This is a genomic window from Streptomyces sp. NPDC005281 (assembly GCF_040607495.1).
Classification (GTDB): domain Bacteria; phylum Actinomycetota; class Actinomycetes; order Streptomycetales; family Streptomycetaceae; genus Streptomyces.
This window is the reverse complement of sequence record NZ_JBEXGX010000002.1, coordinates 479,001-502,371: the sequence shown is the minus strand read 5'-3', so window position 1 is coordinate 502,371 and position 23,371 is coordinate 479,001. Positions and strand designations below refer to the sequence as shown.

Annotated in this window: 25 protein-coding genes and 1 pseudogene; 13 read left to right on the top strand and 13 right to left on the bottom strand. The window is 66.9% G+C overall.

The annotated features are described in order from the left end of the window. Positions 1–3 precede the first annotated feature (3 nt). Positions 4–345: a hypothetical protein gene (locus ABZV42_RS04945; RefSeq protein WP_355987392.1), complete on the top strand. Its 342-nt coding sequence runs from the start codon at positions 4–6 to the stop codon at positions 343–345. A 292-nt stretch (positions 346–637) separates the two neighbouring features. On the opposite strand, the gene ABZV42_RS04940 is transcribed toward ABZV42_RS04945, so the two are convergent. The 3 genes from ABZV42_RS04940 to ABZV42_RS04930 all read right to left on the bottom strand — a co-directional run bounded on the left by ABZV42_RS04940 (position 638) and on the right by ABZV42_RS04930 (position 3,237). Then, entirely contained in the window at positions 638–838 is a 201-nt protein-coding gene (locus tag ABZV42_RS04940; RefSeq protein WP_355987390.1) for a hypothetical protein, read from the bottom strand. A gap of 465 nt (positions 839–1,303) precedes the next feature. Beyond that, positions 1,304–2,299 (bottom strand): 3-oxoacyl-[acyl-carrier-protein] synthase III C-terminal domain-containing protein, encoded by a 996-nt coding sequence (locus ABZV42_RS04935; protein ID WP_355987388.1) that lies wholly within the window; start codon positions 2,297–2,299, stop codon positions 1,304–1,306. Then, positions 2,296–3,237, bottom strand: coding sequence for an SDR family oxidoreductase (locus ABZV42_RS04930; RefSeq protein ID WP_355987386.1), 942 nt, complete (start codon positions 3,235–3,237; stop codon positions 2,296–2,298). Before ABZV42_RS04930 ends, ABZV42_RS04935 begins: the two co-directional genes overlap by 4 nt. A gap of 506 nt (positions 3,238–3,743) precedes the next feature. Here ABZV42_RS04930 and ABZV42_RS04925 point away from each other — a divergent pair. The 5 genes from ABZV42_RS04925 (at position 3,744) to ABZV42_RS04905 (ending at position 9,227) form a co-directional block, all read left to right on the top strand. Beyond that, positions 3,744–4,109: a hypothetical protein gene (locus tag ABZV42_RS04925; protein ID WP_356050905.1), complete on the top strand. Its 366-nt coding sequence runs from the start codon at positions 3,744–3,746 to the stop codon at positions 4,107–4,109. A gap of 107 nt (positions 4,110–4,216) precedes the next feature. Then, positions 4,217–4,870: a TnsA-like heteromeric transposase endonuclease subunit gene (locus tag ABZV42_RS04920; RefSeq protein WP_356050916.1), complete on the top strand. Its 654-nt coding sequence runs from the start codon at positions 4,217–4,219 to the stop codon at positions 4,868–4,870. A gap of 542 nt (positions 4,871–5,412) precedes the next feature. Next, positions 5,413–6,963, top strand: a complete 1,551-nt coding sequence (locus ABZV42_RS04915) for a Mu transposase C-terminal domain-containing protein (RefSeq protein ID WP_356050915.1) — start codon at positions 5,413–5,415, stop codon at positions 6,961–6,963. Further along, the gene (locus ABZV42_RS04910) at positions 6,960–7,982 is read left to right on the top strand and encodes a TniB family NTP-binding protein (protein ID WP_356050904.1); all 1,023 of its coding nucleotides are present in this window, start codon (positions 6,960–6,962) and stop codon (positions 7,980–7,982) included. Before ABZV42_RS04915 ends, ABZV42_RS04910 begins: the two co-directional genes overlap by 4 nt. 9 nt (positions 7,983–7,991) lie before the next feature. After that, positions 7,992–9,227, top strand: coding sequence for a TniQ family protein (locus ABZV42_RS04905; protein WP_356050903.1), 1,236 nt, complete (start codon positions 7,992–7,994; stop codon positions 9,225–9,227). Here ABZV42_RS04905 and ABZV42_RS04900 read toward each other — a convergent pair. Both ABZV42_RS04900 and ABZV42_RS04895 read right to left on the bottom strand, forming a co-directional pair. Further along, complete coding sequence (locus ABZV42_RS04900; protein WP_356050902.1) at positions 9,176–9,328, bottom strand: hypothetical protein; 153 nt, start codon at positions 9,326–9,328, stop codon at positions 9,176–9,178. The genes ABZV42_RS04905 and ABZV42_RS04900 overlap by 52 nt on opposite strands. A gap of 469 nt (positions 9,329–9,797) precedes the next feature. Continuing rightward, entirely contained in the window at positions 9,798–10,133 is a 336-nt protein-coding gene (locus ABZV42_RS04895) for a hypothetical protein (protein WP_355987483.1), read from the bottom strand. Between ABZV42_RS04895 and ABZV42_RS04890 the strand changes: the two genes are divergently transcribed. Together ABZV42_RS04890 and ABZV42_RS04885 are read left to right on the top strand one after the other, a co-directional pair. Then, complete coding sequence (locus ABZV42_RS04890) at positions 10,050–10,568, top strand: tetratricopeptide repeat protein (protein ID WP_355987475.1); 519 nt, start codon at positions 10,050–10,052, stop codon at positions 10,566–10,568. The two genes, ABZV42_RS04895 and ABZV42_RS04890, sit on opposite strands and share 84 nt — an antisense overlap. Before the next feature lie 326 nt (positions 10,569–10,894). After that, positions 10,895–12,955, top strand: a complete 2,061-nt coding sequence (locus ABZV42_RS04885; protein ID WP_355987382.1) for a restriction endonuclease — start codon at positions 10,895–10,897, stop codon at positions 12,953–12,955. Between the two features lie 196 nt (positions 12,956–13,151). Here the strand turns inward: ABZV42_RS04885 and ABZV42_RS04880 are convergent, their stop codons facing one another. Next, positions 13,152–13,436 carry a hypothetical protein gene (locus ABZV42_RS04880; RefSeq protein WP_355987380.1) on the bottom strand — a complete coding sequence of 95 codons (285 nt, stop codon included), beginning with the start codon at positions 13,434–13,436 and terminating at the stop codon, positions 13,152–13,154. A 386-nt stretch (positions 13,437–13,822) separates the two neighbouring features. Further along, positions 13,823–14,377, bottom strand: coding sequence for a hypothetical protein (locus ABZV42_RS04875; RefSeq protein WP_355987378.1), 555 nt, complete (start codon positions 14,375–14,377; stop codon positions 13,823–13,825). Between the two features lie 304 nt (positions 14,378–14,681). On the opposite strand from ABZV42_RS04875, the pseudogene ABZV42_RS04870 reads away from it, so the two are divergent. From ABZV42_RS04870 to ABZV42_RS04860, 3 genes and pseudogenes are all read left to right on the top strand, one after another. Beyond that, positions 14,682–14,918, top strand: a pseudogene (locus ABZV42_RS04870) (ABC transporter permease); the annotation flags it as partial. 605 nt (positions 14,919–15,523) lie between these two features. Next, positions 15,524–15,868, top strand: a complete 345-nt coding sequence (locus tag ABZV42_RS04865; protein WP_355987376.1) for a hypothetical protein — start codon at positions 15,524–15,526, stop codon at positions 15,866–15,868. 9 nt (positions 15,869–15,877) lie between these two features. Next, positions 15,878–16,054 (top strand): hypothetical protein, encoded by a 177-nt coding sequence (locus ABZV42_RS04860; RefSeq protein WP_355987374.1) that lies wholly within the window; start codon positions 15,878–15,880, stop codon positions 16,052–16,054. A gap of 181 nt (positions 16,055–16,235) precedes the next feature. On the opposite strand, the gene ABZV42_RS04855 is transcribed toward ABZV42_RS04860, so the two are convergent. Then, on the bottom strand, positions 16,236–16,793 hold the full coding sequence (locus ABZV42_RS04855) for a hypothetical protein (RefSeq protein WP_355987473.1): 558 nt from the start codon (positions 16,791–16,793) through the stop codon (positions 16,236–16,238). A gap of 256 nt (positions 16,794–17,049) precedes the next feature. Between ABZV42_RS04855 and ABZV42_RS04850 the strand changes: the two genes are divergently transcribed. Together ABZV42_RS04850 and ABZV42_RS04845 are read left to right on the top strand one after the other, a co-directional pair. Beyond that, entirely contained in the window at positions 17,050–17,877 is an 828-nt protein-coding gene (locus tag ABZV42_RS04850) for an MBL fold metallo-hydrolase (RefSeq protein ID WP_355987372.1), read from the top strand. 305 nt (positions 17,878–18,182) lie between these two features. Next, positions 18,183–18,491, top strand: a complete 309-nt coding sequence (locus tag ABZV42_RS04845; protein WP_355987370.1) for a hypothetical protein — start codon at positions 18,183–18,185, stop codon at positions 18,489–18,491. 75 nt (positions 18,492–18,566) lie between these two features. Here ABZV42_RS04845 and ABZV42_RS04840 read toward each other — a convergent pair whose 3' ends face one another. Genes ABZV42_RS04840 through ABZV42_RS04820 form a run of 5 tightly spaced genes read right to left on the bottom strand, consistent with a single transcriptional unit; the run spans position 18,567 to position 22,825 of the window. Continuing rightward, a complete protein-coding gene (locus tag ABZV42_RS04840; RefSeq protein ID WP_356050901.1) occupies positions 18,567–19,877 on the bottom strand; it encodes a SpoIIE family protein phosphatase in 1,311 nt (436 codons plus the stop codon). Then, positions 19,874–21,127, bottom strand: a complete 1,254-nt coding sequence (locus tag ABZV42_RS04835; protein ID WP_355987366.1) for an ATP-binding SpoIIE family protein phosphatase — start codon at positions 21,125–21,127, stop codon at positions 19,874–19,876. Before ABZV42_RS04835 ends, ABZV42_RS04840 begins: the two co-directional genes overlap by 4 nt. Continuing rightward, positions 21,124–21,537 carry an anti-sigma regulatory factor gene (locus tag ABZV42_RS04830; RefSeq protein WP_355987364.1) on the bottom strand — a complete coding sequence of 138 codons (414 nt, stop codon included), beginning with the start codon at positions 21,535–21,537 and terminating at the stop codon, positions 21,124–21,126. The genes ABZV42_RS04835 and ABZV42_RS04830 overlap by 4 nt, the downstream gene beginning before the upstream one ends. Then, a complete protein-coding gene (locus ABZV42_RS04825; protein ID WP_355987362.1) occupies positions 21,534–21,974 on the bottom strand; it encodes an STAS domain-containing protein in 441 nt (146 codons plus the stop codon). The genes ABZV42_RS04830 and ABZV42_RS04825 overlap by 4 nt, the downstream gene beginning before the upstream one ends. Further along, complete coding sequence (locus tag ABZV42_RS04820) at positions 21,971–22,825, bottom strand: STAS domain-containing protein (protein ID WP_355987361.1); 855 nt, start codon at positions 22,823–22,825, stop codon at positions 21,971–21,973. Before ABZV42_RS04820 ends, ABZV42_RS04825 begins: the two co-directional genes overlap by 4 nt. Between the last annotated feature and the right edge of the window lie 546 nt (positions 22,826–23,371).

The window sequence follows — 23,371 nt, the reverse complement described above, 5'->3', positions numbered from 1 at the left end:
CGCGTGCTGCTGCAAGCCAGCGCCAACTACCGGCCCGGAGCACTGCGAGGTCACCACGCCGACGTCGTCTACCTGGGCGTCGGCATGCTGGGCAAACAGCCCGCCGAGTTCCTGCACACCTACTGGGACGAGGTCGTGGTCGCGACCGGAGCCAGGCGGGTCGTCCTGGTGCACTGGGACGACTTCTTCCTCGGCCTCGACCGGCCACTGCGCCCCATGCCCTACCTGCTCGACGACCTCGACACCACCATGAGCCGACTGCTGCCCCTGGCCTGCCGTGACGGCGTCGACGTTGTCCTGCCCGTCTCCTGGCAACCCGGCGCTCCCCTCGCCGGTCTCGCGTGAACGCGGCCGCACAAGCCCCTGGAATGCGCGAGTACGGGGAGGCGGGCCTTGCGGGCCTGGCACCGTCCGGACTCGCGCCCGCACCGGATCGCCGGGGAGGCGGAGGCAGTGGTGCGGGAACTGCGGCGTCGGTACCCCGATACCTTGCAAACCGAGATTGACCCAGGCGAACGCGGTCAGTCCGGTGACCTTGAGGATCTGGCCTTCCTCGACGCCTTGCGAACGCGGCTTGATAACTCATATCAAGCCGCGTTCACAGCCCCTTGGGGACGTCTTGTCCGGCGAGCCCGCCCTACATGCCGCGTTCCGGGCCGTGACTGACGCGTGTGCGCTCGTCGGGCGTCATGGGCGGGTACTCCAGCATCACGGGGCCGGGGTAGAAGGCCGCGCTCTTGTATCCCGCCATGTCCTCTCCGATCAGGAAGCGGTAGAGCCACTCGGCGAACGGCATCGGATAGCCGGCCCAGTCTCCGTCCTCGCACGCGACGCACATGCCGCCGGGGACGTCGTAGACCTGGGGTGCCAGGAAGATGGTCTCTCCCCGGTCCGTGGAAGCCAGTGGAATCAGGCCTTGCGGGGTACCGAAGGCGAGGTCCTGCAGTCCGCAGATCTGACGGGGGTCGGATTCGGGATCATTCGTCCAGTCCAGTTCCCACCGAGTCTGGGAGTACGCCTGGGAGGTGTCGCGGATCTTCTCCGGGAGGTTCCACCGAGCGGTGGCCGGATGCGACAGATACAGGTGTCCGTTGATCTGGATCGGCGAGTATGCGTCGACGATGGTCTTTGTCCCGTCTCGAACGATCTGGTCTCTGTCTCAGGCGACCTGGCCCGATTCGCTCCTCGTCTCCATTGATCTGGTTCAACTGTCCGTTCTCACTTGACCTGGCCGAGCTTCCCGCTGATGGTCGTTCCGGGCGATTCATGGTGATCCGCGTACTCACCGGCGCACCCGGCCGGGTTACCACTTGATCAGCATGACTCCGGCGCTTGCGCCGCTGGCCAGGCCGAACAGTGCGATGTCCGTGCCTGGGCGCAGCCGTCCCTGCTCCGTGGCGAGGGACAGTTGGAGGGGGATGGTGGCGGCGGCCATGTTGCCGGTGCGGTGGAAGGTGGGCAGCACGCTGTCGGCGTGGATGCCGAGGCGGTCGCGGAAGGTGTGGACGAAGGGGACGGAGGGCTGGTGGACGCAGACCAGGTCCAGGCCGCCGGCGTCGACGTCCCGCTGCTTGAGCCACTGCTTGGCTCGGGTGTCCAGGCCGATGAAGGAGGCAAGCAGCCGTTCGGAGTCGATGTTCAGCCCTGATGTCGCACCCGGAACCTGATAGGGGTTGAAGAGGGTTGCGGCGGGCCAGCCGGACGAGTTCGCCAGGAACGTGGAGGCGATGATCCCCGGTTCCGCGCTGGCTTCCACGAGCAGGGCCGCGCCCATGTCCCCGCCGGTCAGGGAGGCGAGCGCGGTGCGCAGCTCGGCGGGGCAGGTCAGCGACCAGCGGCTGAGGCGGCTCAGGGTCTCGCCGCAGGCGATGGCGACGCAGCGGTAGGCGCCGGTGCGGATGAGGGCGTCAGCGACCTCCAACGCGTTCAGGACGCTGTTGCAGGCGTTGGAGACATCGAGGACCGGGCAGGTCAGGCCGGTCTTGGCGGCCACGATGTGGGCGTTGGCGGGTTCCTGGACGTCGGCGCTGACGGCGGCGAACAGCAGCAGGTCAATGTCGCCCGGATCCAGTCGTGCTTGTGTCAGAGCCTGGGTGAGGGCGTGTGCGGCCAGGTCGGAGGGCAAGGCGTCGGCGTCGGCGAGAACGCGTTCCTGAAGTCCGTAGAGCCGCCGTAGCAGCCCGTTGGGGATCCGCAAGGCGGGGCTGTCGCGGCGTAGCCGGTCCTCGATGGCTTGTGAGGTCTGGCGGCCGGGGGGCAGGTGGACGGCGACCTGGGTGATGCGGCTGTGAAGGTTCATGCCGTCTCCCGTCCCGCGTTGGCCCGGGGCTGGGGTTCCGGGTCGCGGAGGTGTGCTTCTTGGCCGCTGCGGGTGCGGGGCAGGCCACTGGCGGTGTGCTTGACCCAGTCGGTGAGCCACAGGGGCGACACGCTGTGCAGCGGGACCAGGAGGCGGGCGTCGAGGCCGACGGTGTAGCGGGCCCGGGGGTGGCGGGAGGACAGGGATCGCTCGATCACCCGGGCGACCGGTTCCGGACCCGGAACACGCCCGTTGACCGTGGTGAACAGGTTCCGTGTGCGCTCATAGCCCGCGCCGCCACCGGCCGCGGACAGGTCGGCAACCGCCCGGTCCAGCATCGCGGTCGCGAACGCGCCCGGTTCCACCAGACACACCCGCACCCCGGCATGGGCGCTCTCCACCCGCAGGCAGTGGGTGAGCGCGCTGAGCGCGTGCTTGCTCGCGCTGTACCAGCCGCCCAGCGGCCACGGCACCCTCCCCAGGCCCGAGGAGACGTTTACGATCCGCCCCGTACCCCGGCGGTGCATCGGCGGCAGCGCCAGCCGGCAGATCCGCATCGCACCCAGGACGTTCACCTCCAGCAGATGACGGGCCTGCTCATCGCTCACGTCCTCCAGGGAACCCGCCTGTGGCACACCGGCGTTGTTCACCACCGCCCACGCGCCACCCCCCGTCATCTCCTCCACCAGAGCCATCGCCTGCTCGCACGAGACCGGGTCGGCCACGTCCAGCACCACCGTCCGCAGGCCCAGCCCCAACTCGGCCGCAGCAGCCACCAGCACATCCGCCTTCACCTGGCTGCGCGCTGTACCGATCACATCGAAACCACGCCGGGCCAGCCGCAGTGCGGTGACCATCCCGATACCCCCGGTCGCCCCCGTCACCACCACGCTGCGCACCACAGGACGACCGGACCCCTTGCTTGCCGGATCGAACACGGACCCTCCCAGCACTCCCCAATGGCCAGCACCGACGGCACTCGCTCCGCTGATCAACGACTGCGGTCCGGCCGGGTTGCGCCGAGGGCACCAACAAGATCGCCCGCCCTGCGAGTTGGTGAGGCTCAAAGGCGGCCTTCCGTGCCCTCGGAGATCGTCTGCCCCTCGACACGCCCATCCGGCTCAACGTCGAGCTGTGTGCCCTGTTCACGGACGAACCAGATCAGCTGAGACAACAACCGACGTCCAGACATCCAAGACCAGATCGCCTGAGAGTTTCGGCGGTCCGGCGTCTCAATTGATCTGGTCGCCGCAGTTCACAGCCCTACTCACAGACCAGATCATTTGAGACGGGACAGTCTTGTAGTCCGCGGGGAGTTCCGTACCGAGTTCGGCTGTCCCGTGACAGTCGATCTTCCTCTTTGTCAGTGAATCTTGCTCAAACCCACTCTGTTGCCACTACGGTTTCCTCGGTACGTGGTTGCTCGGACCGGGGATGTGGGCTCGTGGCCGGAGACGGTGTCATACCGCTGGTACATCTGGACTCGATCGACGAGGTCCGTGCTGTGCACAAGATGCTGTTCGATCGAAAGTTCGATGGTCCGGAGGACGTGTACTTCGGGAGCCCGTTCATCGCCTCGGTCCAGCACAAGCTGGTGGACGCATTGGCAGCGGCGGAGCCGGCCAAGAACTGGGCCGCTTGGCGTGACGCGGCCGGGCACCCGGAGAAGGTGGAGAGGATCCGGAGCCACCTGGCCGGACTGGGCGAGTGGTGGACAGTCGCGTCCGTCATCAAGCGGGAGGCATACGTCCGCGACCTGCTCGCGCCGCTGCGGGTGGATGACGAACTGCTGGGCGAGCTGATCCGGTGAGCGCTGTGGCTGCATCGGAGCGTGAAGCGGCCGGAGGTGGGTTCACGCTCCGCTTCGGCGGTGCCGGAGGCCACGAGCGGGTTGTTCCGTTGCCTCAGTGCCACGGGCTGGCGTGGGAAGAGGCAACTCCGGTACGGACGTTTCGCTGGTCTCGCGGACTCGGACATTTCCCAGGCTGGTGGTGGGCCGCATCAACGGGACGCCATGTGGGGTTCGAGTCGTGGCTGGAGCAGGACCGGCTGATTCTGCTGGACTTCGATCCTGATGTTGTGGGGATCGCCTCGCAGCCGTTCTGGCTGCACTGGCATGACGGGAAAGAGAAGCGGCGCCATGCCCCGGACTATTTCGTTCGGCTTGCCGACGGCCGTGCTCGCGTGGTCGATGTCCGTGCCGAGGACCAGGTCGACGAGCGGACCGCCGAGTCGTTCGCAGCCACCGAGCGGGCCTGTTCCGCGGTCGGCTGGGAGTTCAGGCACGTCGGCGTCCCGGACCCTGCGCTAATGGCGAATCTGCGGTGGCTGGCCCGCTACCGGCATCCTCGCTGCGCCGGCAGACCGGAGATCGCGGCCCGGTTACAGGAGACCTTCGCAGTGCCGACGCCGTTGCTGACGGGAGCCGAGAACGTCGGGGATCGGCTGGCGGTGCTGCCCGCGCTGTTTCATCTGATGTGGCGGCAGGAACTGGTGGCCGATCTCGCGCATGAGCGGCTGGGCCCCGCCACGCTGGTGCGGGCCGCTGGCCCAGCGGGGGGCTCGTGGTGAACGCGGGACGCCGGCTGCGGCGGCCTGTCGGGGTGTCGATCGGTGATCGAGTACGAGTGGCCGAGGTCCTGCACACGGTGATCGCGGTGTCCGGCACGACCGTGCGTCTGGCGGACACGAAGGGTGCGGTCACCGACGTCGGTCTGATCGAGTTGTCGGCGGCCGAGGACTTCGAGGTGGTACGCGCGTCGTCGCGCACACCGGTTCCACCGACGACGCCGTTGGAGGGTCTGCCGGAGGCAGTAGCGGCGGAGGCGTTGTGGTGGGAACAGCACATCGTGGAAGTGTTGCGCGGGGTTCCGCCGCAGGCGCCTGCCGGTACGAAGCCGAAACCGGAGTACGACCCGGCAGTGGTGTCGCTGACCCGCCGCGAGCAGACCAAGGCGGCGGAACTGACCGCTGCGGGACGGCCGGTGACGCCAAGTGCGATCACCAAGCGACGCCGCCGCTATGAAGCCCGCGGAGTGGTCGGGATGGCCGACCACCGGTCCGCCAAGCCCATCAGCGCGCACGGCCGGGTGGACCCGCTGGTGGTGGAGGCAATGCAGAAGGCGGTCGTGGAGGCCGCCCAGGGCTCCACCCGGACGGCGACTTACCTGTTCTGGAGGACCGGCCAGATCCTGGAGGCAGATCACGGCCGGGGTGCCGTGGAGTTGCCGTCACAGCGCAGTCTCTACCGGCTGCTGGAGAAACTGTCGGCGGGCAAGCACACCACCGGATCGGCCCGCACCCGCCGGTCGCTGGCAGACCGGCCCGACGGCCCGTTCGGCGAAAGAAGCGCGGCGGCGCCGGGCGAGCTGATGCAGATGGACTCCACCCCGCTGGACGTGCTGGTCCGCCTGGACGATGGAGTCCCCGCCCGAGTGGATCTGACCGGCATGATCGATGTCGCCACCAGGAGCCTGACCGCGGCGGTGCTGCGGCCGACGACCAAGTCCGTGGACGCCAGCGTGTTGCTGGCCCGCACCGTCACCCCCGAGCCGATGCGGCCCGGCTGGGCCCAGGCGCTGGCGATGTCACGCTCGGCGTTGCCGTTCAGACGGCTGCTGGACATCGACGCCCGTCTGGAGCACGCCGCCGCACGGCCGGTCATCGTCCCCGAGACCATCGTGGTCGACCAGGGGACAGTGTTCATCTCTCGCAACTTCCGGGCCTCCTGCAACTTCCTGGGCATCAACTTCCAGCCGGTACACGACGCATCGGGCTGGGAGAAGGGCCACATCGAGCGGATGCTGGGTTCCGTCGGAACCCTGTTCGCCCAGTTCGTGGCCGGTTACACCGGCTTCAATGCCGAACGTCGCGGCCGGCACGTCGAACAACAGCCGCTCTGGTCCTTGCTGGAGCTGCAGGAACTCCTGGACGAGTGGATCGTGGTCTGGCAGAGCCGGCCCCACGACGGACTGCGCGACCCCCTTCACCCGGGGCGGATGTTCAGCCCGAACGAGAAGTACGCCGCCCTCGTCGAGACGGCCGGCTATGTCCCGGTCGCGTTGTCGGCCGACGACTACATCGAGCTGCTGCCCGCGACCTGGCGAGCGATCAACGCCTACGGCGTGAAGATCAAACACCGGACCTACGACGACCAGGCCCTCAACCCGCTGCGGCAGCAGCGGTCAGGCGTCAAAGACCACAAGGATCTGTGGGAGATCCACTACGACCCCTACGACGTGTCCCGCATCTGGGTCCGCGACCACCGGAAGGGCGGCTGGATCACCCTGTTCTGGAAACAACTGCACCGCGTCGCCGCCCCGTTCGGCGAACTCGCTTGGGACCACACCCGCCGCACCCTGCCCGGAGCGAGTGAGGAGCAACTCGCCGACGCCGTCGCCGACCTGCTGCGACGAGCCCACCAGGGACCCGCTGACCGTGGTGACGCGGGCAGCAGAGCCGGACTCAGCCGCCGGGACCGGCGCGTCGCCGCCCGCACCAAGTCCAGTCCGCCCTCCACCCCCATCGCGCCGGAGGAGCCCCCTGCCGCCCGGGCTGCCGACGGCGAAGCGGGCCCGGCCGACGACGTTCCCGAGGAGAATATCGCCAAGGTGATACCGATGCCGATCTTCGACCCGTTCACCGAAGCGGACAAGCGGTGGTGAGCCAGCAGCCGGGGCAAGGCGGGGATCCCGAAGATGGGTACGGGCATCTGCAGCTGACCACCCTGCCGGGCTGGCGCGGGTTCGTCACCGAGATACCCGCAGTGCCGGAACTGCTGCCCGAGGCGATCTGGTCGGGTCTCGCGGACGATAAACGAGCCTGCTACGACGATGACCGCATCGACCACCACTCACGGTTGCTGGTGGTCCAGACTCCCACGATCCGCCAGGTCATCACCTCGGGCCGCCGCCTGATCCAGATGAACAAGAACGCCCACTACGGACGATGCGGCCTGATGGTGTCCGGCCCCGCCAGAACCGGCAAGACCACCGCGCTCACCCAGCTCGGCAAGACCGTCGAGGTGATCCACCGACGGCGTCACCCGAACTCCTCCAGCAACATCCCGGTCATCTACATCACCGTCCCGCCCGCCGCCACCTCCAAGATGATCGCGATGGAGTTCGCCCGGTTCTTCGACCTGCCGATCTCCACCAGGAGCAACATCACCGACATCGCCGATGCGGTCTGCGGCGTCAGCATCGACGCCCATGTGACCCTCGTCGCGGTCGACGAACTCCACAACCTCAACACCGCCACACGCGCCGGCGCCGAAGCCTCCGACACCCTGAAGTACTTCTCCGAACGTATCCCGGCCACCTTCGTCTACGCCGGAATCAGCCTGGAACGCACAGGACTGCTCTCCGGCGCCCGCGGAGAACAGATCGCGGGCCGGTTCGGGATGGTCCGCACCGGACCGTTCGGCCAGGACCAGCAGTGGACCGCGCTGATCGCAGCTCTGGAGGGCAGTCTGAGGCTCCACCGCCACCGGTCCGGTGCCCTCACCAGACTCGACCGCTACCTGCACCAGCGCACCCACGGGATGATCGGGAGCCTGCTCTGGCTGATCCGCGGTGCTGCCATCAGCGCGGTCCTGGACGGCGCCGAGAAGATCACCAAGAAGGCCCTCGACGCCGTCGACGCCGACTTCACTTCCCAGTCCCCACGGCCACCCGCCACGTGATCAAGACTCATGCTGCCCCGAGAACGAGCTGAGAAGATCCTCACCCTGCACGCGGCCGGATGGCCGGTGCAGGCCATCGCTGATCACATCGGACACAGCCACCAAACCGTCCGCGATTACATCAACGGCCGCAGAACGCCAGGGATTCGGGCACCACAGCCAAGTCTCCTCACCGAACCCCTCGCCAGCTACTGCCGTCAGCGACTCACCGAGGACCCGCACCTGCGGCCCAGTGCCCTGTTCAAAGAAGTAGCCGAGCTCGGCTTCCAGGGAAGCCGGGCAACCTTCTACCGCGAGCTGGACCGCCGCGTGCTGGTCCCGGCCAGCCGCCGGGAAGCCAACTCGCAGGAGGAAGATCCCCAGATCCCATCCGGGATGTCCCGCACGCTCGCCCGCAGGCAAAAGCGGACACCGGTGTTGCCACAGCGAGTCGCCCCGGTCGCTGGAGAAACCCTCAACTCCTACCTGGCCCGGATCGCCCGGGCCAACCACCTCACCGTCACCGAGGTACTGGCAGTACTGCCCACCTGGTTCTCCACGAAGACCAACAACCTCGACGACCGAGCCCAGCACCACATGCTCGCCCCCGCCGCCACCCACGCCCTGCACGAACTCGCCCACCTCACCAGCACTACTCTCGCCAGCCTGGCTCACGCACTCCCCGCCTTTGGCACCGACGAAGGCCCCGTCCGGGCCACGACCGCCTGCCACCGGTGCACGGCCCGCCTCGGCATCCGCCAACCCGTCCCCGTCCACCTCCCGATTCACCACAAGGTCTGCACTCGGCACGGAATCTGGCTCAGCGATCTCGGAGAACCCCACCTCGACCTCTCTATATGCCCTGAGATCACCACCGTCCAGCACCGGGTGAACCGCCTCCTACACCGCTTCACACCGCAGCAACTCACCCTCGCCCACCAAACTGCGGTCGAAGCCGTCCCGCCCTGGCCAACCTCCCCAGTCGCTGTTCCGCACCACTGGAGATACCGGCTCCTCGCACTGCAGACCCACAATCACCACCGCGGCATCTCGACCGAACTCGACACCTACACAGACGCCGCGATCTACCCCGACGCCATCGAACTCGCCGCAGCAGCACTCGCCAAGCATCCTCGCGATCCAGCAAGATCCACTGGCGAGAACTCTCCGCATCTCCGAACGGTGGCACCTGCGGGTCACGGTCACTTCGCCACTCAAGATTCCTCGTCGCAGGTCAGAGCGACCGCGTCAGGGACGACTCCGTGACACAGGACATCGGCCTCCAGGCGGGCCCAGGCGGCCGGGTCGGCGTAGCGGTTCTCGGGTGGGCCGATCATGTCGAGTACGGCTCGCAGGTAGTCGGTCATGGCGTGTGGACCCTCGCTGTCCGGAGTAGGTCGGGCTGCATCCGTCCGGCAAACCGACTGTCAGGTCGTACCTAACGGGCAGGGAGCCTAATCGGGACCACAGCACCGACACCCGTGACGGGTTCCGGACGGCTCACCCCTCGAAGCGGGCAACACCCTGACAGTCGTTTCTCAGTCTGGCCGACAGCGTGGATGAGGTCTGTGAACGCTGCTCGACGACTCATGTCAAGCCGCGTTCACAGACTTGGCGTCGACGCCGGTACTCACCGTTGCGAGGGCCCTGCCGTTGTCAGCACAGGCTCGTGTCCGGATTGTGCCCGCAAGACCATGGCTCGCTGGGAAAGGCCTCCGAGGCCGTGCATGCCGACCCTGTTCTCTCGACCACAACTGGGGCGTTGTCGGCGGCGGTTGTTACGGTGCTTCTTCGCTGACGCCGACCGATGGAGCGTAGATGCCTTCGGAAGTACCTTCATGTGACGTTGTGGGCAGCGCTCAACGGGCTCTGGACGCCGCTCAGCGGGGGGACCGCGATGCGAAGGCACGGCTTGATGAGCTGCGAGCCCCACTCGCTGCGCTTGCGGAGGCGGGCGACCTGGAAGCGCGAAGCCTGTTGGGTGGCGTAGCGCTGGAATACGACGAAGACGCTGTGACAGCGCTCCGGCATTTCACACTCGCGGCTGAGCAGGGCCACCCTGCCGCGCAGCGCGGTCTGGGCCACCTGTTGATAACCGGCCGCGGGACGCAGCGAGACCCGGCACGCGCGGAGCGACTCTTTACCTCGGCAGCCGAGGCAGGTGACGGCCACGCCATGTTCAACCTGGCGATGATGCACCTCGTGGACGCGGCGACCGAGCCCCTGAGTCCTCAGGCAGTGATGACGTTGCTGGTGACGGCAGCGGAGCAAGACGTGCCGGAGGCTGCCGGCGCACTCGGTGAGTGGTTCAGCGAGCTCGGCCGTGAGGCCGATGCCCTGACGTGGTATGAGCGGGCGGCAGCGGGAGGACACGGCCCTTCGATGTTCGCGACCGCTGTGAGATATCGAGACGCGATCGGTACGGACAAAGACGTGGTTCGCTCGCTTTTCTGGTTCCTGATGATGGTGCACGTCGGCAACGGAGACGGCATACATGAGTCGCACGAACTCGTCTCAGGCATGAGCGACCAGCAGATCAGAGACGCGGCACGACGGGCTCATTCACCCGAGTGGGCGGAAGCGTTGATCACTGCGCGGCGTCCATAGCCGCCACTACACGGTGAGGGCAGCAACAGCCAAAGGTCTGTCAACGCGGCTTGGTGATCCATGTCAAGCCTCGTTCACAGCCCTTTCTGCGTGCCGTACCTGGCGGGGTCAACGTTGAGAAAAGCGACCGTTTGGGCACTGCGGCACAGCACAGTCTTGGCTAGCCTCCAGTTATGTTGACCTGCGGGGATGGCCCGATCAGGTTGCCTTTGACGAGTGGATATCCGAGACGGCGATTGCTGGATAGAGTCGTCTCGTCACGACTGGTTGTGGGGACAACCAAAATGCCTTTCGGCTGCCAACGTCCTGGGGAGGGCCTGGAGCACATGAGTCGTCGCTCTACTGGTTTCGTCGGCGTCTGGGCTGAAGTGCAACGGCAGCAACAGCGCCAGCTGGAGGCTGAAGCCAGACAGCGGAGACAGCAAGAACAGCAAGCACGTGCCTACCAGCGGCGAGCCGCTCAGAGCCACCGCGAGTACAGGCAGGCAGAGGCGCAACGTCGGACGGAGGAACTGGACGCACAGGTTGCGTCGCTGCAAGGCCTTCTCGTCTCGGGTTGCCAGGCGTCGGCTTTCAGGGCCTCCTCGCTCATGCGGCCTGAGGAGGTGCAGCCCTTCGCTCCAGGACCATTGGCGCAGCCCGTGCCCATGCCAGATTTCAATCACTACCAAACGCAGAGCGGTTGGACTGCGAGTCGCCGGGCCCAGGCGCAGGCCGAAGCACAGGCGCGCTTCGAGCGGGACTGGCAGACTGCCCAGGCCACGGAGGCTCACCGACAGCAACAGCTGGCGTCGTACCAGCGTGAGTACCAACAGTGGGCAGATGCTCAGCTTGCTGATGTACGGCGGCACAACGCTGGCGTCGTCGCGGTAACCGAAGGCGTAAGGCGCCGGGATCCCGATTCCGTGGTCGAGTACTTCTCTGCTGCTCTCTACGCCTCAACGGCGTGGCCGGAAGGTTTCCCGCGTCAGGTTGCAGCAGCCTACGACCAGGCAGCCCGACAGTTGGTGCTGGATTGGGAGTTGCCCGCGTACAGCATCGTCCCTGAGGTCAAGTCCATTCGCTACATGTCAGGGATTGACCAGGACAAGGAGACCCCTCGCCCGGTAGGCCAGCGTCGTCCTCTGTACAGGGAGGCACTCTCGCAGTGCATGCTGCTGGTTCTACATGAGCTCTTCGCCGCGGATGAATTGGGTGCGCTGGAGTCGGTGGCCTTGAACGGGTTCGTCGATGGTCATGACCCCACGACGGGCCGACCGGGCCAGATCTTCCTCGCAACTGTCATGGCATCGCACTCTACGTTCCGTGACCTGCACCTGGCGCAGGTTGACGCTGGTAGTTGCCTGGCTGACGCACTGCGAGGGCAACTCTCGACTCGGCCGGACCAACTCACATCAGTGCGGCCGAGTCGGCAGCCGCAGGACGTCGGGAGCCGCGTTGTCGCCTACGGCAGCGATGAGGAACCGGACCTGTACGACATGGATCCCATTGCCTTCGAGAATCTCGTTGCCGATCTCTTCCGTGCCATGGGTATGCAGGCGGTGACCACCCAACGCTCCAACGATGGCGGCGTGGACGTCGACGCGCTGGATCCGACACCGATCCGAGGCGGCAAGATCGTCGTGCAGGTGAAGCGCTACCGCAATACGGTGCCGCCCACCGCTGTGCGTGACTTGTACGGAACCGTGCAGGACGCCGGCGCCAACAAGGGTGTCCTCGTGACGACGTCAGGATTCGGCCCTGGCTCGCATACCTTCGCCAACGGCAAGCCGCTGGAACTAATCTCGGGCCCTGAACTCGTTGATCTACTGCATCGCCATGGGCTGCGTGGGCGGCTGGGCGAGGGTGGTCGGCAAGTCTCAGCACAGCCGACGCTCTCAGGGCCGGACACTCGCCTGCCAGACGATTACAACGTCCTGGGCATGTCGTGGACGGGAAGTGTCGCCTTGGACGTGTGCGCTCTCGTCTGCCGTGGCAACCGCGTCCTCAGTGACGATCACTTCGTCTTCTTCAACAACCCTCAGACGCCGGACGGCGCAGTGCGGGCCCTTCCGGCAACGATGCCGGACAAGGCTGCGATCTGCGTCTCCTTCGACGGGTTGCCAGACGCAGCCGACCGGTTTGTGCTTGTGGCGGCCATTGACCCAGAGGTCAACCCGAACGCCGACCTCTCGGGCTTCACAGACGCCGGCATCCGGCTGCTCGATCCAGGGATGGCCGAACTGGGACGGCTTGAGGTCTCTGACGGCCGGCCACACGAGACCGCCTTGGTGCTCGGCTCCTTCCGTCGAAGGTCCAACGGAGACTGGGACTTCGTCCTCGGCGGCAAGGGCTACGCGGGGGGCCTGGAGGAACTCGTGCAGGACTACGGCATCGAGGTGGACTAGATCGGCCCGAGTCCGGAGGCGCCAGCAACACCGGTAATGGCTGTGAACGCGGCTTGATGATCCATGTCAAGGCGTGTTCACAGTCCTCTTTGCGGCCGACGCACCTCGCGGGATCAACGCTGTGAAGGGCGATCATGTGGGCGCTGCACGCCGGTACAGCGTTGGAGGCCATCTCATGTGGCTGGTCCGAACGCTGTCATGCGGAAGCCACCACCTCGCCGGCCATGACCTGGGGAGGGTTGGGGAGCAGTGACGCAAGGTTGTCCCGCACGAAGTCCGCAGCCCTCGAGATCGATTCCTCGGCACCGGCCTGGTCCTGGAAGACGCTGGTCGAGACCATCACTCCGTCCCCGGTATCGATCCAGTAGTAGGCCACGAAGCCGGAGACCTGGCGCATGAGCGGCACGAACCCCTCGTTCACGAGACGTGCCGCCTCAGCCGAATCGGTCACCCCTTCGTACCGCCGGACTGCTGCGTACATCGTCAAGCTCCTCACGGCGTTCTGGGTTCGTTCTCTGCCGAGACGTCGTACCCCTGCAACGGCTGCCTGGCTCATGAGGCGTCCGGCAGTCACCTGAAGGGCCGCCTTGGATGATCCGAACGGCGGCCACCGGCCCGGACACACGGCCCTGCGCATGTCTGCCTCGAGACGGCATCGACGTGGAGTAGAGCAGCCTCGGGCGGTGACGGCCCGCAGTATGGAAGAGGCTGTGAACGCGGCATGACGATCCACGTCATGCGGTCCCGCCTCTAGGTAACGAGGATGCGGGTGAGGAACAAGACGTAGCCAGGCCAGTGAGGACGGTGAACGATGAGGCGTGGCGCAAGCGGCTACTTACATCAAGGTGTTGCGCTTTCGGCGACGGCCTACCGCTCGTAGATCGCTTTGCCAGATACAGATGAGAAAGCCTTGTAGGCCACCCAAGCGTCATCGGTTCGTTGGCCAAGGTGCAGCATCAGCAGTGAGCTGCCATCTTTAGCGTCCTGCGGACTGCTCAGAAGCGCCTGCACAGCTGGCAATGCCTCTTGTAAGCGAACGTAGAGGATGTCTGCGACGTTCTCCACTTCAGGCACGTGACAAGGCACGACATCATCAACGAGGCTCTTTCGTACTTCGTCTACCGCTCGCATGACCTCATCGCCCCTATTGGCACGATCGTTACGCAAGTCATCAATGAGTTCTGTCAGAGAGTCGAAGACGGTGTTGACTTTGCTTCTGAAAGCTGTGTAGCTCTGCTTACGCCCGTCCTCGTACCTGACCGCTTTCTCTGCCTCAACCGTCACCACGGCTGTGGAGCGTGCAGAGCGGCCAGCAAGCGCTGATCCGATGGCTGCTCCCGCCGCACTCGAAAAGCCGGCGACCGTGGCGGCCCAGACTGCCGCAGCCCCCTGATCCATAACGATAGATTCTGCCGCAGCCATGCCAACTTGGCATCCCTCTCGCGATGAAGACATCGAGTGGGCCAGTGCAGCAGACCCGAGGCAGGAGCTTCTCGCTGGTCAGGCCGATTTGTAAGGCCGCATCCCCTTACGATCAGAGGTGTAGTCGAGGCCCAAGCTCTTGGCGACGTCTAGAGAGTCACGACTACACGCTGGTACCAGGTGGTGCGTTCAGATCGGATTCGTTGTCACCTCGGACCCAGGCCGGTGCACCCATGAGCTACATCGGCCGCTCCATCAACCGGACGCCGGTCGACAGTGAATACCTTGTCAACCGGCATTGACCCAGGCCATCACCATGCCCCTGTTCTTCGGCTCCAACGCCCTCTACCCGGTGGCCGTCATGCCCGGCTGGCTCCAGGCCGTCAGCCTGGTCAATCCGCTGAGCTACCAGGTCGACGCCCTGCGCGGCCTGTTGCTCGGAACGCCCGCGCACCTGCCCCTCGACTACGGCGTCCTGGCCGTGGCCGCGGCCCTGGGTGTCCTGTCCGCGTCGTCGCTGCTGGGGCGGCTGGCCAGGTAGGAGCAGGGTCCCCGGGCCAGGCCCCGGACGGGCGCTGCCTGAGACCGTCGGCAACGGCCGGGTGAGGCGCATCCCCACCGGTCATCTGGACCGGCTGATGCGGCAACCCCGCGGTCTCGAACAGCTTTTGCACCTTGCCGACCGCCACAACATCCCACGGCCCGCCCGGCGGCCGGACTCGCGTTTTGAGCCGTTGTGCAACTTTTGCGCAGGCCGGGAGGTCGCGATCCGGTCAGCGAGTTGTGGGGTGTCCGCCCAAGATTGATATCGAACTAGTGTTTCCATCGTTGTCGGCTCGACAGACCGACGACACAGCGGGAGGGAACACTATGGGCACAGTAAAGCCCCTGTCGGTCAAAGCGGTTGGCCTGGCGACAGTCGTTGTCCTGGGATCAGGCACCTCGGTCTCGGTGGCGGCGTCGGCTGCTTCGGACGATTCGGGGCCTGCGACCCGGCACGTGATGGTGGACGGACACCGAGTGGTGGCGGGGACCACGATCGGGGAGTGGGGGCGGAAGGGGAACGGCGAGTCGAACTCCTTCACCTAGAAGGCCGGGGAGGCCAAACCCGCCACGCTCGCCGCACCTGCGACGGCACGCTGTTCGGTGTACATCTCGGACGTCTCCTTCCATGGTGCCGGAGCAGGCGCGTGGTTCCAGTGGGAGACCTCACAAGCCTGTAGCGGCTCCTTCGGCTCGCAGAAGCTCCAGACCCAGATGTGGCGCAGCTCGTGGAGCGGGCCGCGCGGCTACAACGACTGGCACGGCACGGGCCTTATCTCGAACAGCTTCATCGACTACGGATGGTCGACGGACTGCAATGACGGCGGCGGCACCTACACCTACTACCCTGTGATGCAGGGCTACGCCAGCGGCATCGGCTGGGGCCCGAAGACCCGCTCCGACAATGAACTGCGCGAGGGATGCGGGACCAGGTCTCCGAATCCGTAGGAGAAGCGCATGGTTGAACAGCCCCCCACGCGTTACTCACCCGATGGCACCCCCTTGGGCCGCAGCGCGGACAGCGTCTGGTTGAGCAACGGCTACTCCACCGAAACCCCGCGCGCCCGCAAGCTGTGGTGGCGTATCAGAGATGTGTTCCGCCGGCCGGTGAAGAACAGCGAGCAGCGCCACTGAAGCACGCGGACCGTCAGGGCCTCTCCGCGAAAAGCCACTGCGGAGGCGCTCCACTTCACAGCCGCACCCGTACAACGTTCGAAGGCGGGGCGCATGCCTTCTGAACTGCCGCCACCGCAGACAAGACCCGACGCTTCCTCCAGCCCGGTCCCGAAGCCTGGCGGGTCAGTTCCCGCTCAGCTCAGCACCGACCGGGGCGGCACTCTTGCTGCCACCGATCGATCACGGACTGCCTTGGCTCTGGCCCGATGTCGAGTGCGGCCGCAACGCCCTCAAGGATCCCGACGAACTCCTCGGCCGGGATCTCCACCACGAAAACCACCCCGGCGTCCTCGGGATGGTTGATCAGGTGTTCCTCACGCCAGAACTCCAGAGTGATCACCAAGCCGTCCCCTTCGCGGAACAGGCAGGCCGTCACGTTGTCGGTGGTGGGGCCCCAGAGCAAGGTCTGAAACCGGCCGCGGAATCGGTAGTCGGCCCTGGGCTCGTCGTCGTCCCCCGCGCGGTGTACGAGGCGCCGGTGTGTGGCTTCGGCGGACAAGCCGGTGAACGGCCTGGGGGAGTCTTCGCCCGACCGGAGCAAAAGGGCGGTGTTCACGACATCACGGCGGAACTGCGGGACGTATGCCATGTTGTCGTCGCAGGTCAGCCATTTTCCGGCGGCCCAGAGGTCGACACGGCACAGTGGGCCCAGCTCGCCGACCTCGGCGGCGAACCTGAGCTTGTTTCCCAAAACCACGTTCATGCCGGTGACCGTCGCAGCTTCAGCCCTTCATGAACAGCCGAACACGCAGGTGGACCAGCGGCTTGCATGGCACAGGGGGCGCGCCTGGCGAGCAGTTTGAGAGGGCCCACGACGTCCGGAGGTGGCAATCCCGTCCCCGGGGTCCGAGGATGCTCGTATGAAGGTGCCGATCGGTCGCCCGAGTCTGCGGCCCTACCTGCCTTACCAGCAGCGCGGTGCAGCGCCCCGTGAAGGGCTGCGTGCTCATTTCTTGGGCACGAGTTCAGTGCTGCTGTCGGACGGACAGACATCGGTGCTCAGCGACGGGTTCGTCACCCGTCCGGGGATGCTGCGCGTGGGCATGGGCAAGATCGCCCCGGACCGAGCACTGGTCCGTGCCGCCATCGAGCGACTGAGGGTGGACACCCTCGCCGCCGTGGTGTGCGCGCATTCCCACTACGACCACGCCCTGGACGCACCGGTGTGGGCGCTGGAGACCGGCGCCGAGTTGGTCGGGTCGGAGTCCACCGCCAATATCGGGCGCGGCCTGGGGGTCCCCGAGTCGTCTTTGCGGGTGGTCGGCGACGGCGACACCGCGACCTACGGCAGCTTCACGCTGACCTTCCTGGAATCCGTGCACAGCCCGGGCGACCACTATCCCGGTACCGTCGATCAGCCCCTGGTCCCGCCGGCCCGCGCCGGTGCCTGGAGGACCGGCACCGCCTACTCCGTGCTCGTCACCCACCCCCACGGCCGCGTGCTGCTGCAAGCCAGCGCCAACTACCGGCCCGGCGCGCTGCGCGCTCACCACGCCGACGTCGTCTACCTAGGCGTCGGCATGCTGGGCAAACAGCCCGCCGAGTTCCTTCACACCTACTGGGACGAGGTCGTGGTCGCGACCGGGGCCAGGCGGGTCGTCCTGGTGCACTGGGACGACTTCTTCCTCGGCCTCGACCGGCCACTGCGCCCCATGCCCTACCTGCTCGACGACCTCGACACCACCATGAGCCGGCTGCTGCCCTTGGCCCGCCGTGACGGCGTCGACGTTGTCCTGCCCGTCTCCTGGCAACCCGGCGCTCCCCTCAGCGGTCTCGCGTGAACTCGGCCGCACAAGCCCCTGGAATGCGTAAGCAGCTACCAAGTCGCCGCCTTGCGCGGCCTGTTGCTCGCAGCGTCCGCGCATCTACCTCTCGACTACGGCGTCCTGGCTGTGGCCGCGGCCCTCGGCGTCCTGTCCGTGTCGTCGCTGCTGGGGCGGCCGGGCAGGTGAGACGGTGAACCCGGATCCGGCCCGGGTGGGACGTACTGCTCGAGGCCGTCAGCAACGGCCACCAGGTGGGGCACATCGGCGACCGGTCGGCCACGCGGGCATAGTGCTGAAGAGGTCTATCGCCGGCCGCGTCCATGGCCGGTGCCCCGGCCGCGAACGCGGAGCCGGTCCAGCACGGCTGCGCGTACCCGTACGTCTGCTTCTACGTGAACCAGGCCGCCGTCACGGCCGGCCACCCCGTCGCCAGGTTCCAGGTCGTCACCAGCGGATTCCAGGACGTCACGTCCCGCGAGGGCTACATCGTCCTCAACACCCGCAACGACGATGTGGCCTACCTGCGCAGCGACGCGGGAACGCTCTGCGTCGGGCCGAACACGACCACCGTGATGGGCTCCGGCCTCACCGTCAACGGCGTGAAGATCTCCAGCAGCGCGACCTGCTGACCCTGCGGCGGGCGCGCCCGGTGCGTGCCCGCCCACTCCGCCGTAGCCCAAGGGCCCACGAACAGAATCGCCTCGCTACCGGTCCCGCGGTGGTTGGAAGCGCGCCGCGAAGACGATGATGTCGTCCTCGGGATCAGAACCGAAGGCGTCCACCAGTTTGGTGCACAACGCGTCGGGTTCTTTGGGACCGTTCGCAGCGGAGGAACTCAGTAGTTCCAGGCGCTCGTGCAGGTCGCTGCCCCGGGTTTCGATGAGCCCGTCCGTGATCAGCAGGAGTTGGCTGCCCGGTTCGATGCGATGGCTGGTGGCCGGTGGCTGGGGCAGGCCAAGGCCCAGCAGCGGGCCGTGTTCTCTCAGGTAGCGCGGTGCCGCTCCGGTGGGCAGGAGCAGAGGTGGCAGGTGTCCGGCGTTGGCTATGTGCAGGCGGGCGTTGCCGGGTTCGACCAGCACGATGCACACGGTCGCGGACCAACCGGGCTGGTGCAGCGTCAGGAGGTGGTCCAGGTGTTCCAGCAGGATGTGGGGAGGGAGGTTCTGGGCGGCGTAGGCGCGCAGCGCGTGCCGAAGTTCACCCATGACCATGGCGGCCTGGAGGGAGTGGCCGACCACGTCTCCGACCGCCAGGAGCAGTCCGTGCGAGGTGTTGACCGCCTCGTAGAAGTCCCCGCCGATCTCGGTCGTCGAGGCAGCGGGCAGGTAGCGCACGGCGAGCTCGGCCCCGACGACCTCGGGCAGGCCCGCAGGCAGGAAGGTGCGCTGCAAGGCCAGGGCCAGTTCGTGTTCCTCGCCGAAGCGTTCGACGACATCCTTGTGTTCGACCGACAGTTCCGCGTAGAGCGCCATCACGCCCGCATTGGTTTCTGTCAGTTCCTCGTTGAGCCGTTCCAGCTCGTCACGCTGGGCGTGAGCTTCCTGAAGGGCGGCGATCAGGTCCCGGGACTGCGCCCGGAAGTCGTCGATGGCACTCGCGGGGCTGTCGGACTCGAGGCGAGCGAGGACTTCCTCCACCTTCAGGTCCCGGACCGCCGCTTCGGGGATGAGGAAGGTGATCTCGATCCGGCCGCGTTCATGGCGGGTCTGTGGCAGCAGCCGCGTGATCGCGGTCAGTGACTCATTGCTGGGAGCACGGTCGTCGCGCCACTGAAGAACCGCCTGGAGTGCGGCCGGCTCCCGCTGGAGGCTGAAGGCGGCGGTCATGACAGCGGGACGCAGCAGGTCCCGTCCCAGCTCGCTCACCGCGGTGGCCAGACGCACGTGGTCCCTGCTGTCCAGCCCGACGGCCTGGGCGATGGTCTTGGCGTGACGGCGCAGCGCGAAGATGTCCTGCTCGCTGCTCAGCGGCGTCACTTGCAGCGCTGTGTAACCACCGGAGACGGACGCGCTCACCGCGCGGCCTTGGCGATCACCGCGCTGGCGTCGTCGCGGCGGGTTCCGGCGTGACGCAGCAGCGCGGCGGCGATCAGGGCCGGAGACTGGTGGAGCAGACCGGCAAGGATTGCGGGAGTCCAGCGGTCGCTGAGGCCGTCCGAGTGCATCACCAGGACTCCATGGGTCGGCAAGTGGTGCTCGTAGGTGCGCAGTTGGTGCATCTGGTGGCCGGCGATCCCGGGATGGGACAACAGGCTCGCCCGGGTCGTGGTGGTGACCAGAGCGGCGGCGATGTTTCCGACGCCGCAGAAGAGCAGCCGGCCGTCGGGCTCCAGCCGGGCGACGGCGACCGCGGCTCCGCGGGTTCCTCGCAGGGCCCGGTGGACCTGCTCCACCGCCTGTTCCGGTGTGCGGGCGGAGCCGGTACGGAAGGCCTGGACGGCTGCCTGGGCAGCCACGGCGGCCATCGGTCCGTGGCCCAGCCCGTCGCAGGCCATGACGAGCATCCCTGACCCCGGTCCCTGGACAGCGGAGCGGACCGGAACGGTGCGGCCACGCATCCCCGAGCGAATCGAGGTGTTCGATGTCTGAGAAGTGTTCGAGGTCTGAGAGGTCTGCGGAGCTGCGTGTGTCCTCTCCCCGAACGGTCGGGGGGCCGTGAGGTCGGACCAGTTGGGGTAGACCGAACTGGACAGGCCCGGTCGCGTCCCCTCGCTGTCCTCGGCCTGGGGCGTCTGTTCACCGGAATCCACGCGTGCGGCCCAGGCGTCGCCGCAGACCTCCTCGCCTCCGATCGGGCGGGTGATGCCACCCACGGCCGGCTCACCGGCTATCGAAGGATCCAGAGGGTGCGGCCAGAAACGGGCGAGTTGCACGCTGCCCACGTTGGGCTGGGAGTGGATGTCGAAGGTGTCGGCCAAGCGTCGGACCGCGCCCAGACCGATGCCCAGGGTGCCGGTTGTCGACATGCCGTCCCGGAGCGCAGCGGGCACGTCCGCCATCCCCGGACCGCTGTCCACGGCCACCACTTCCACTCCGGCCACGTGCTGGTTTCGCAGGACTCGCAGGAGCAGGCAGCCGTCGGTGGCGTGCTTGGTGATGTTGGTCGCCAGTTCGGCGACGGCCAGTACGAGTTCGGCGGTGCGCTGCTCTCCCAGTCCGATGCGTCGGCCCAGGGCGGCGGCGGCGCCGCGGGCGGCTTCGGGCTGGTCACGGAACCAGGCCACATCCTCGCAGTCCACCAGCGGCGGTGGGCTGATGGCGGTCATCGAGCCCACTTGGTGATGGTGACGGTGGTGCCCTGTCCGGCCGACGTGTCCAGGACGAAGTCGTCGACCAGCCGCCGGGAACCGGACAGGCCCAGCCCCATGCCGCTGCCTGAGGTCCAGCCGTCCGTCAGGGCCAGATCCACGTCCGGAATACCGGGGCCCTGGTCGCTGAAGGCAAGACGCACTCCGCGTCGCCCTCGTTCTTCCACCAGACGGGCGGTCATCGTGCCGCCGCCCCCGTGGACGAGGGTGTTCCGGGCCAGTTCGCTGGCGGCAGTGATCAATTTGGTCTGTTCCACCAGGGAGAACCGGCACTCCTGAGCCAGGGCCCGCACGAGCTGCCGGGCCTGAACCACCCCGGCGTTGGCATTGATCTCCAGCACCTCCGGGTTGCTGGAGGGCCCGCTCACAGGCCGGCCGCGAGATCCGGCACGGTGCCCTCGACACGGGAGGAGGCGGACGAGTGGAGGTTCGTGTACCCCAGTGCCTCAGCACGGGCCTTCTCCAGTACCCGAAGCCCCTTGTCCAGGGTCAGTGCGGTGCGCACGCCGCCCAGCGACAGCCCGAGTTCGACCAGAGTGATGGCGACCGCGGGCCGCATGCCCACGACCACGGTCTGCGCGTCCAGCAGACGGGAGATGGAGGCGATCGTGGACAGCATCCGTCCTACGAAGGAATCGACGATGTCCACGGCCGTGATGTCGATGACCACTCCGTGTGCACCGGAGTCCACCACCGTGGCCGCCAGGTCGTCCTGAAGGGCCATCACCGCCTGGTCGTCCAGGTCCGTCTGGATGGACACGAGCAGCACTTGCCCGATCTTCAGAACGGGAACACGCTCGCTCAACGGGCACCGGCCTGCGGCACCGACTGCGAGAAGGCGACGCCGGAACGGCGCATCGCGTGCCGCAGGGCATCGGCCAGGGTGGCCTTGGTGACGATGTCACCGAAGTCGATCCCGAGTGCCACGATCGTCTGCGCGATCTGCGGACGGATGCCGGAGATCGTGCATTCGGCACCCATCAACCTGGCCGCGACCACGGTCTTCAACAGGTGCTGAGCAACCTCGGTGTCCACTGCGGGGACACCGGTGATGTCGATGATGGCCTGCTCGGAACCGGTGTCGATCAGCGCCTGGAGCATCTTCTCCATCACGACCATGGTCCGGGCCGAGTCCAGGGTTCCCACCAGGGGAACGCCGATCACCCCGTCCCACAGCTTCACGACGGGTGTGGAGAGCTCCAGCAGCTGCTCCGCCTGTGCGGAGATCAGCTCCTCGCGTGTGCGGGTGTAGATCTCGATGGTGAACAAGCCCAGGGTGTCCAGCAGGGTGGCGAACTTGAGATACGCCTGGAGGTCGGTTTCCTTGCCCTCCAGCGCCGGTTCCAGGACCTCCTTGAGAGCGAACATGCTCACGGCCGTCTCACTCGGAGTGAAGCCCTGCCGGGCCCGGTTGCGCGACAGTTCGGTGAGCAGGGCGCGAACCTCGCCGAACGCCTCTCCGCGTCCGTCCAGACTGCCGCTGCCCAGCGCGGCCACGAGCGCCGAGTAGATCTCCTGCAACTCGCGGTGAACCTCCGCACGGCTTATTCGCCCGCCCAGAGAGGCGGTCACCCTGTCCGCCCAGTCGCCGCCCAGATCCTCACCGCGGACCGTCAGAAAGGCGATCAAACGGTCCGAAACCTCAACACCAGCCACAGAGCACTTCCTTCTTCGCATGAGGCCACCAGACGACGTGTCCCGCACTTTAGGTCGTACGGGTGAGATGCCGGAGTCCGGTGAAGGACTGGGATGTTCAGTCTCCTGGGCCCTCCTCGCGCACTCGACTCGAGTAGTCCGGGCCCCTGTTGGGACAGGTGGTCCGGACGACAACCGTCGAATCCACTGCCCCGTCCCGACGAGTTGATGCGGAAGTTCCCGACCTCGGCACGGACGCGGATCACCGCGCGGCACAGCGTCGGCTCGGAGGACTGAAAGGCCATGACCGGGGCACACGGCTCCCTGCGGCACCGCTGGGTGCCGCTCCCCGACGCAAGGAGAAACCCGTGTACGTGAGCGTGGGTACGGTCGTCCTCATCGCCGTCGTCGTCGCTGTCGTCCTGATGCTGCGCCGCCGCTGATCCATGCCCGCAGGCGTGGCGCAGGCACCAGCGGCAACTGGTGAGCCGGCATTGACCCGGGCCATCACCATGCCGCTGTCCTTCGGCTCCAACCCCCTGTATCCGGTGGCCGTCATGTCCGGCC

What these genes read in the sequence shown, in the direction of transcription:
- ABZV42_RS04940 (WP_355987390.1), bottom strand. Translation starts at nt 838, where the DNA reads ATGTGCGTCGCGTGCGAGGACGGAGACTGGGCCGGCTATCCGATGCCG.
- ABZV42_RS04935 (WP_355987388.1), bottom strand. Translation starts at nt 2,299, where the DNA reads ATGAACCTTCACAGCCGCATCACCCAGGTCGCCGTCCACCTGCCCCCC.
- ABZV42_RS04915 (WP_356050915.1), top strand. Translation starts at nt 5,413, where the DNA reads ATGCAGAAGGCGGTCGTGGAGGCCGCCCAGGGCTCCACCCGGACGGCG.
- ABZV42_RS04905 (WP_356050903.1), top strand. Translation starts at nt 7,992, where the DNA reads ATGCTGCCCCGAGAACGAGCTGAGAAGATCCTCACCCTGCACGCGGCC.
- ABZV42_RS04900 (WP_356050902.1), bottom strand. Translation starts at nt 9,328, where the DNA reads ATGACCGACTACCTGCGAGCCGTACTCGACATGATCGGCCCACCCGAG.
- ABZV42_RS04885 (WP_355987382.1), top strand. Translation starts at nt 10,895, where the DNA reads ATGAGTCGTCGCTCTACTGGTTTCGTCGGCGTCTGGGCTGAAGTGCAA.
- ABZV42_RS04880 (WP_355987380.1), bottom strand. Translation starts at nt 13,436, where the DNA reads ATGTACGCAGCAGTCCGGCGGTACGAAGGGGTGACCGATTCGGCTGAG.
- ABZV42_RS04875 (WP_355987378.1), bottom strand. Translation starts at nt 14,377, where the DNA reads ATGGCTGCGGCAGAATCTATCGTTATGGATCAGGGGGCTGCGGCAGTC.
- ABZV42_RS04860 (WP_355987374.1), top strand. Translation starts at nt 15,878, where the DNA reads ATGGTTGAACAGCCCCCCACGCGTTACTCACCCGATGGCACCCCCTTG.
- ABZV42_RS04845 (WP_355987370.1), top strand. Translation starts at nt 18,183, where the DNA reads ATGGCCGGTGCCCCGGCCGCGAACGCGGAGCCGGTCCAGCACGGCTGC.
- ABZV42_RS04835 (WP_355987366.1), bottom strand. Translation starts at nt 21,127, where the DNA reads ATGACCGCCATCAGCCCACCGCCGCTGGTGGACTGCGAGGATGTGGCC.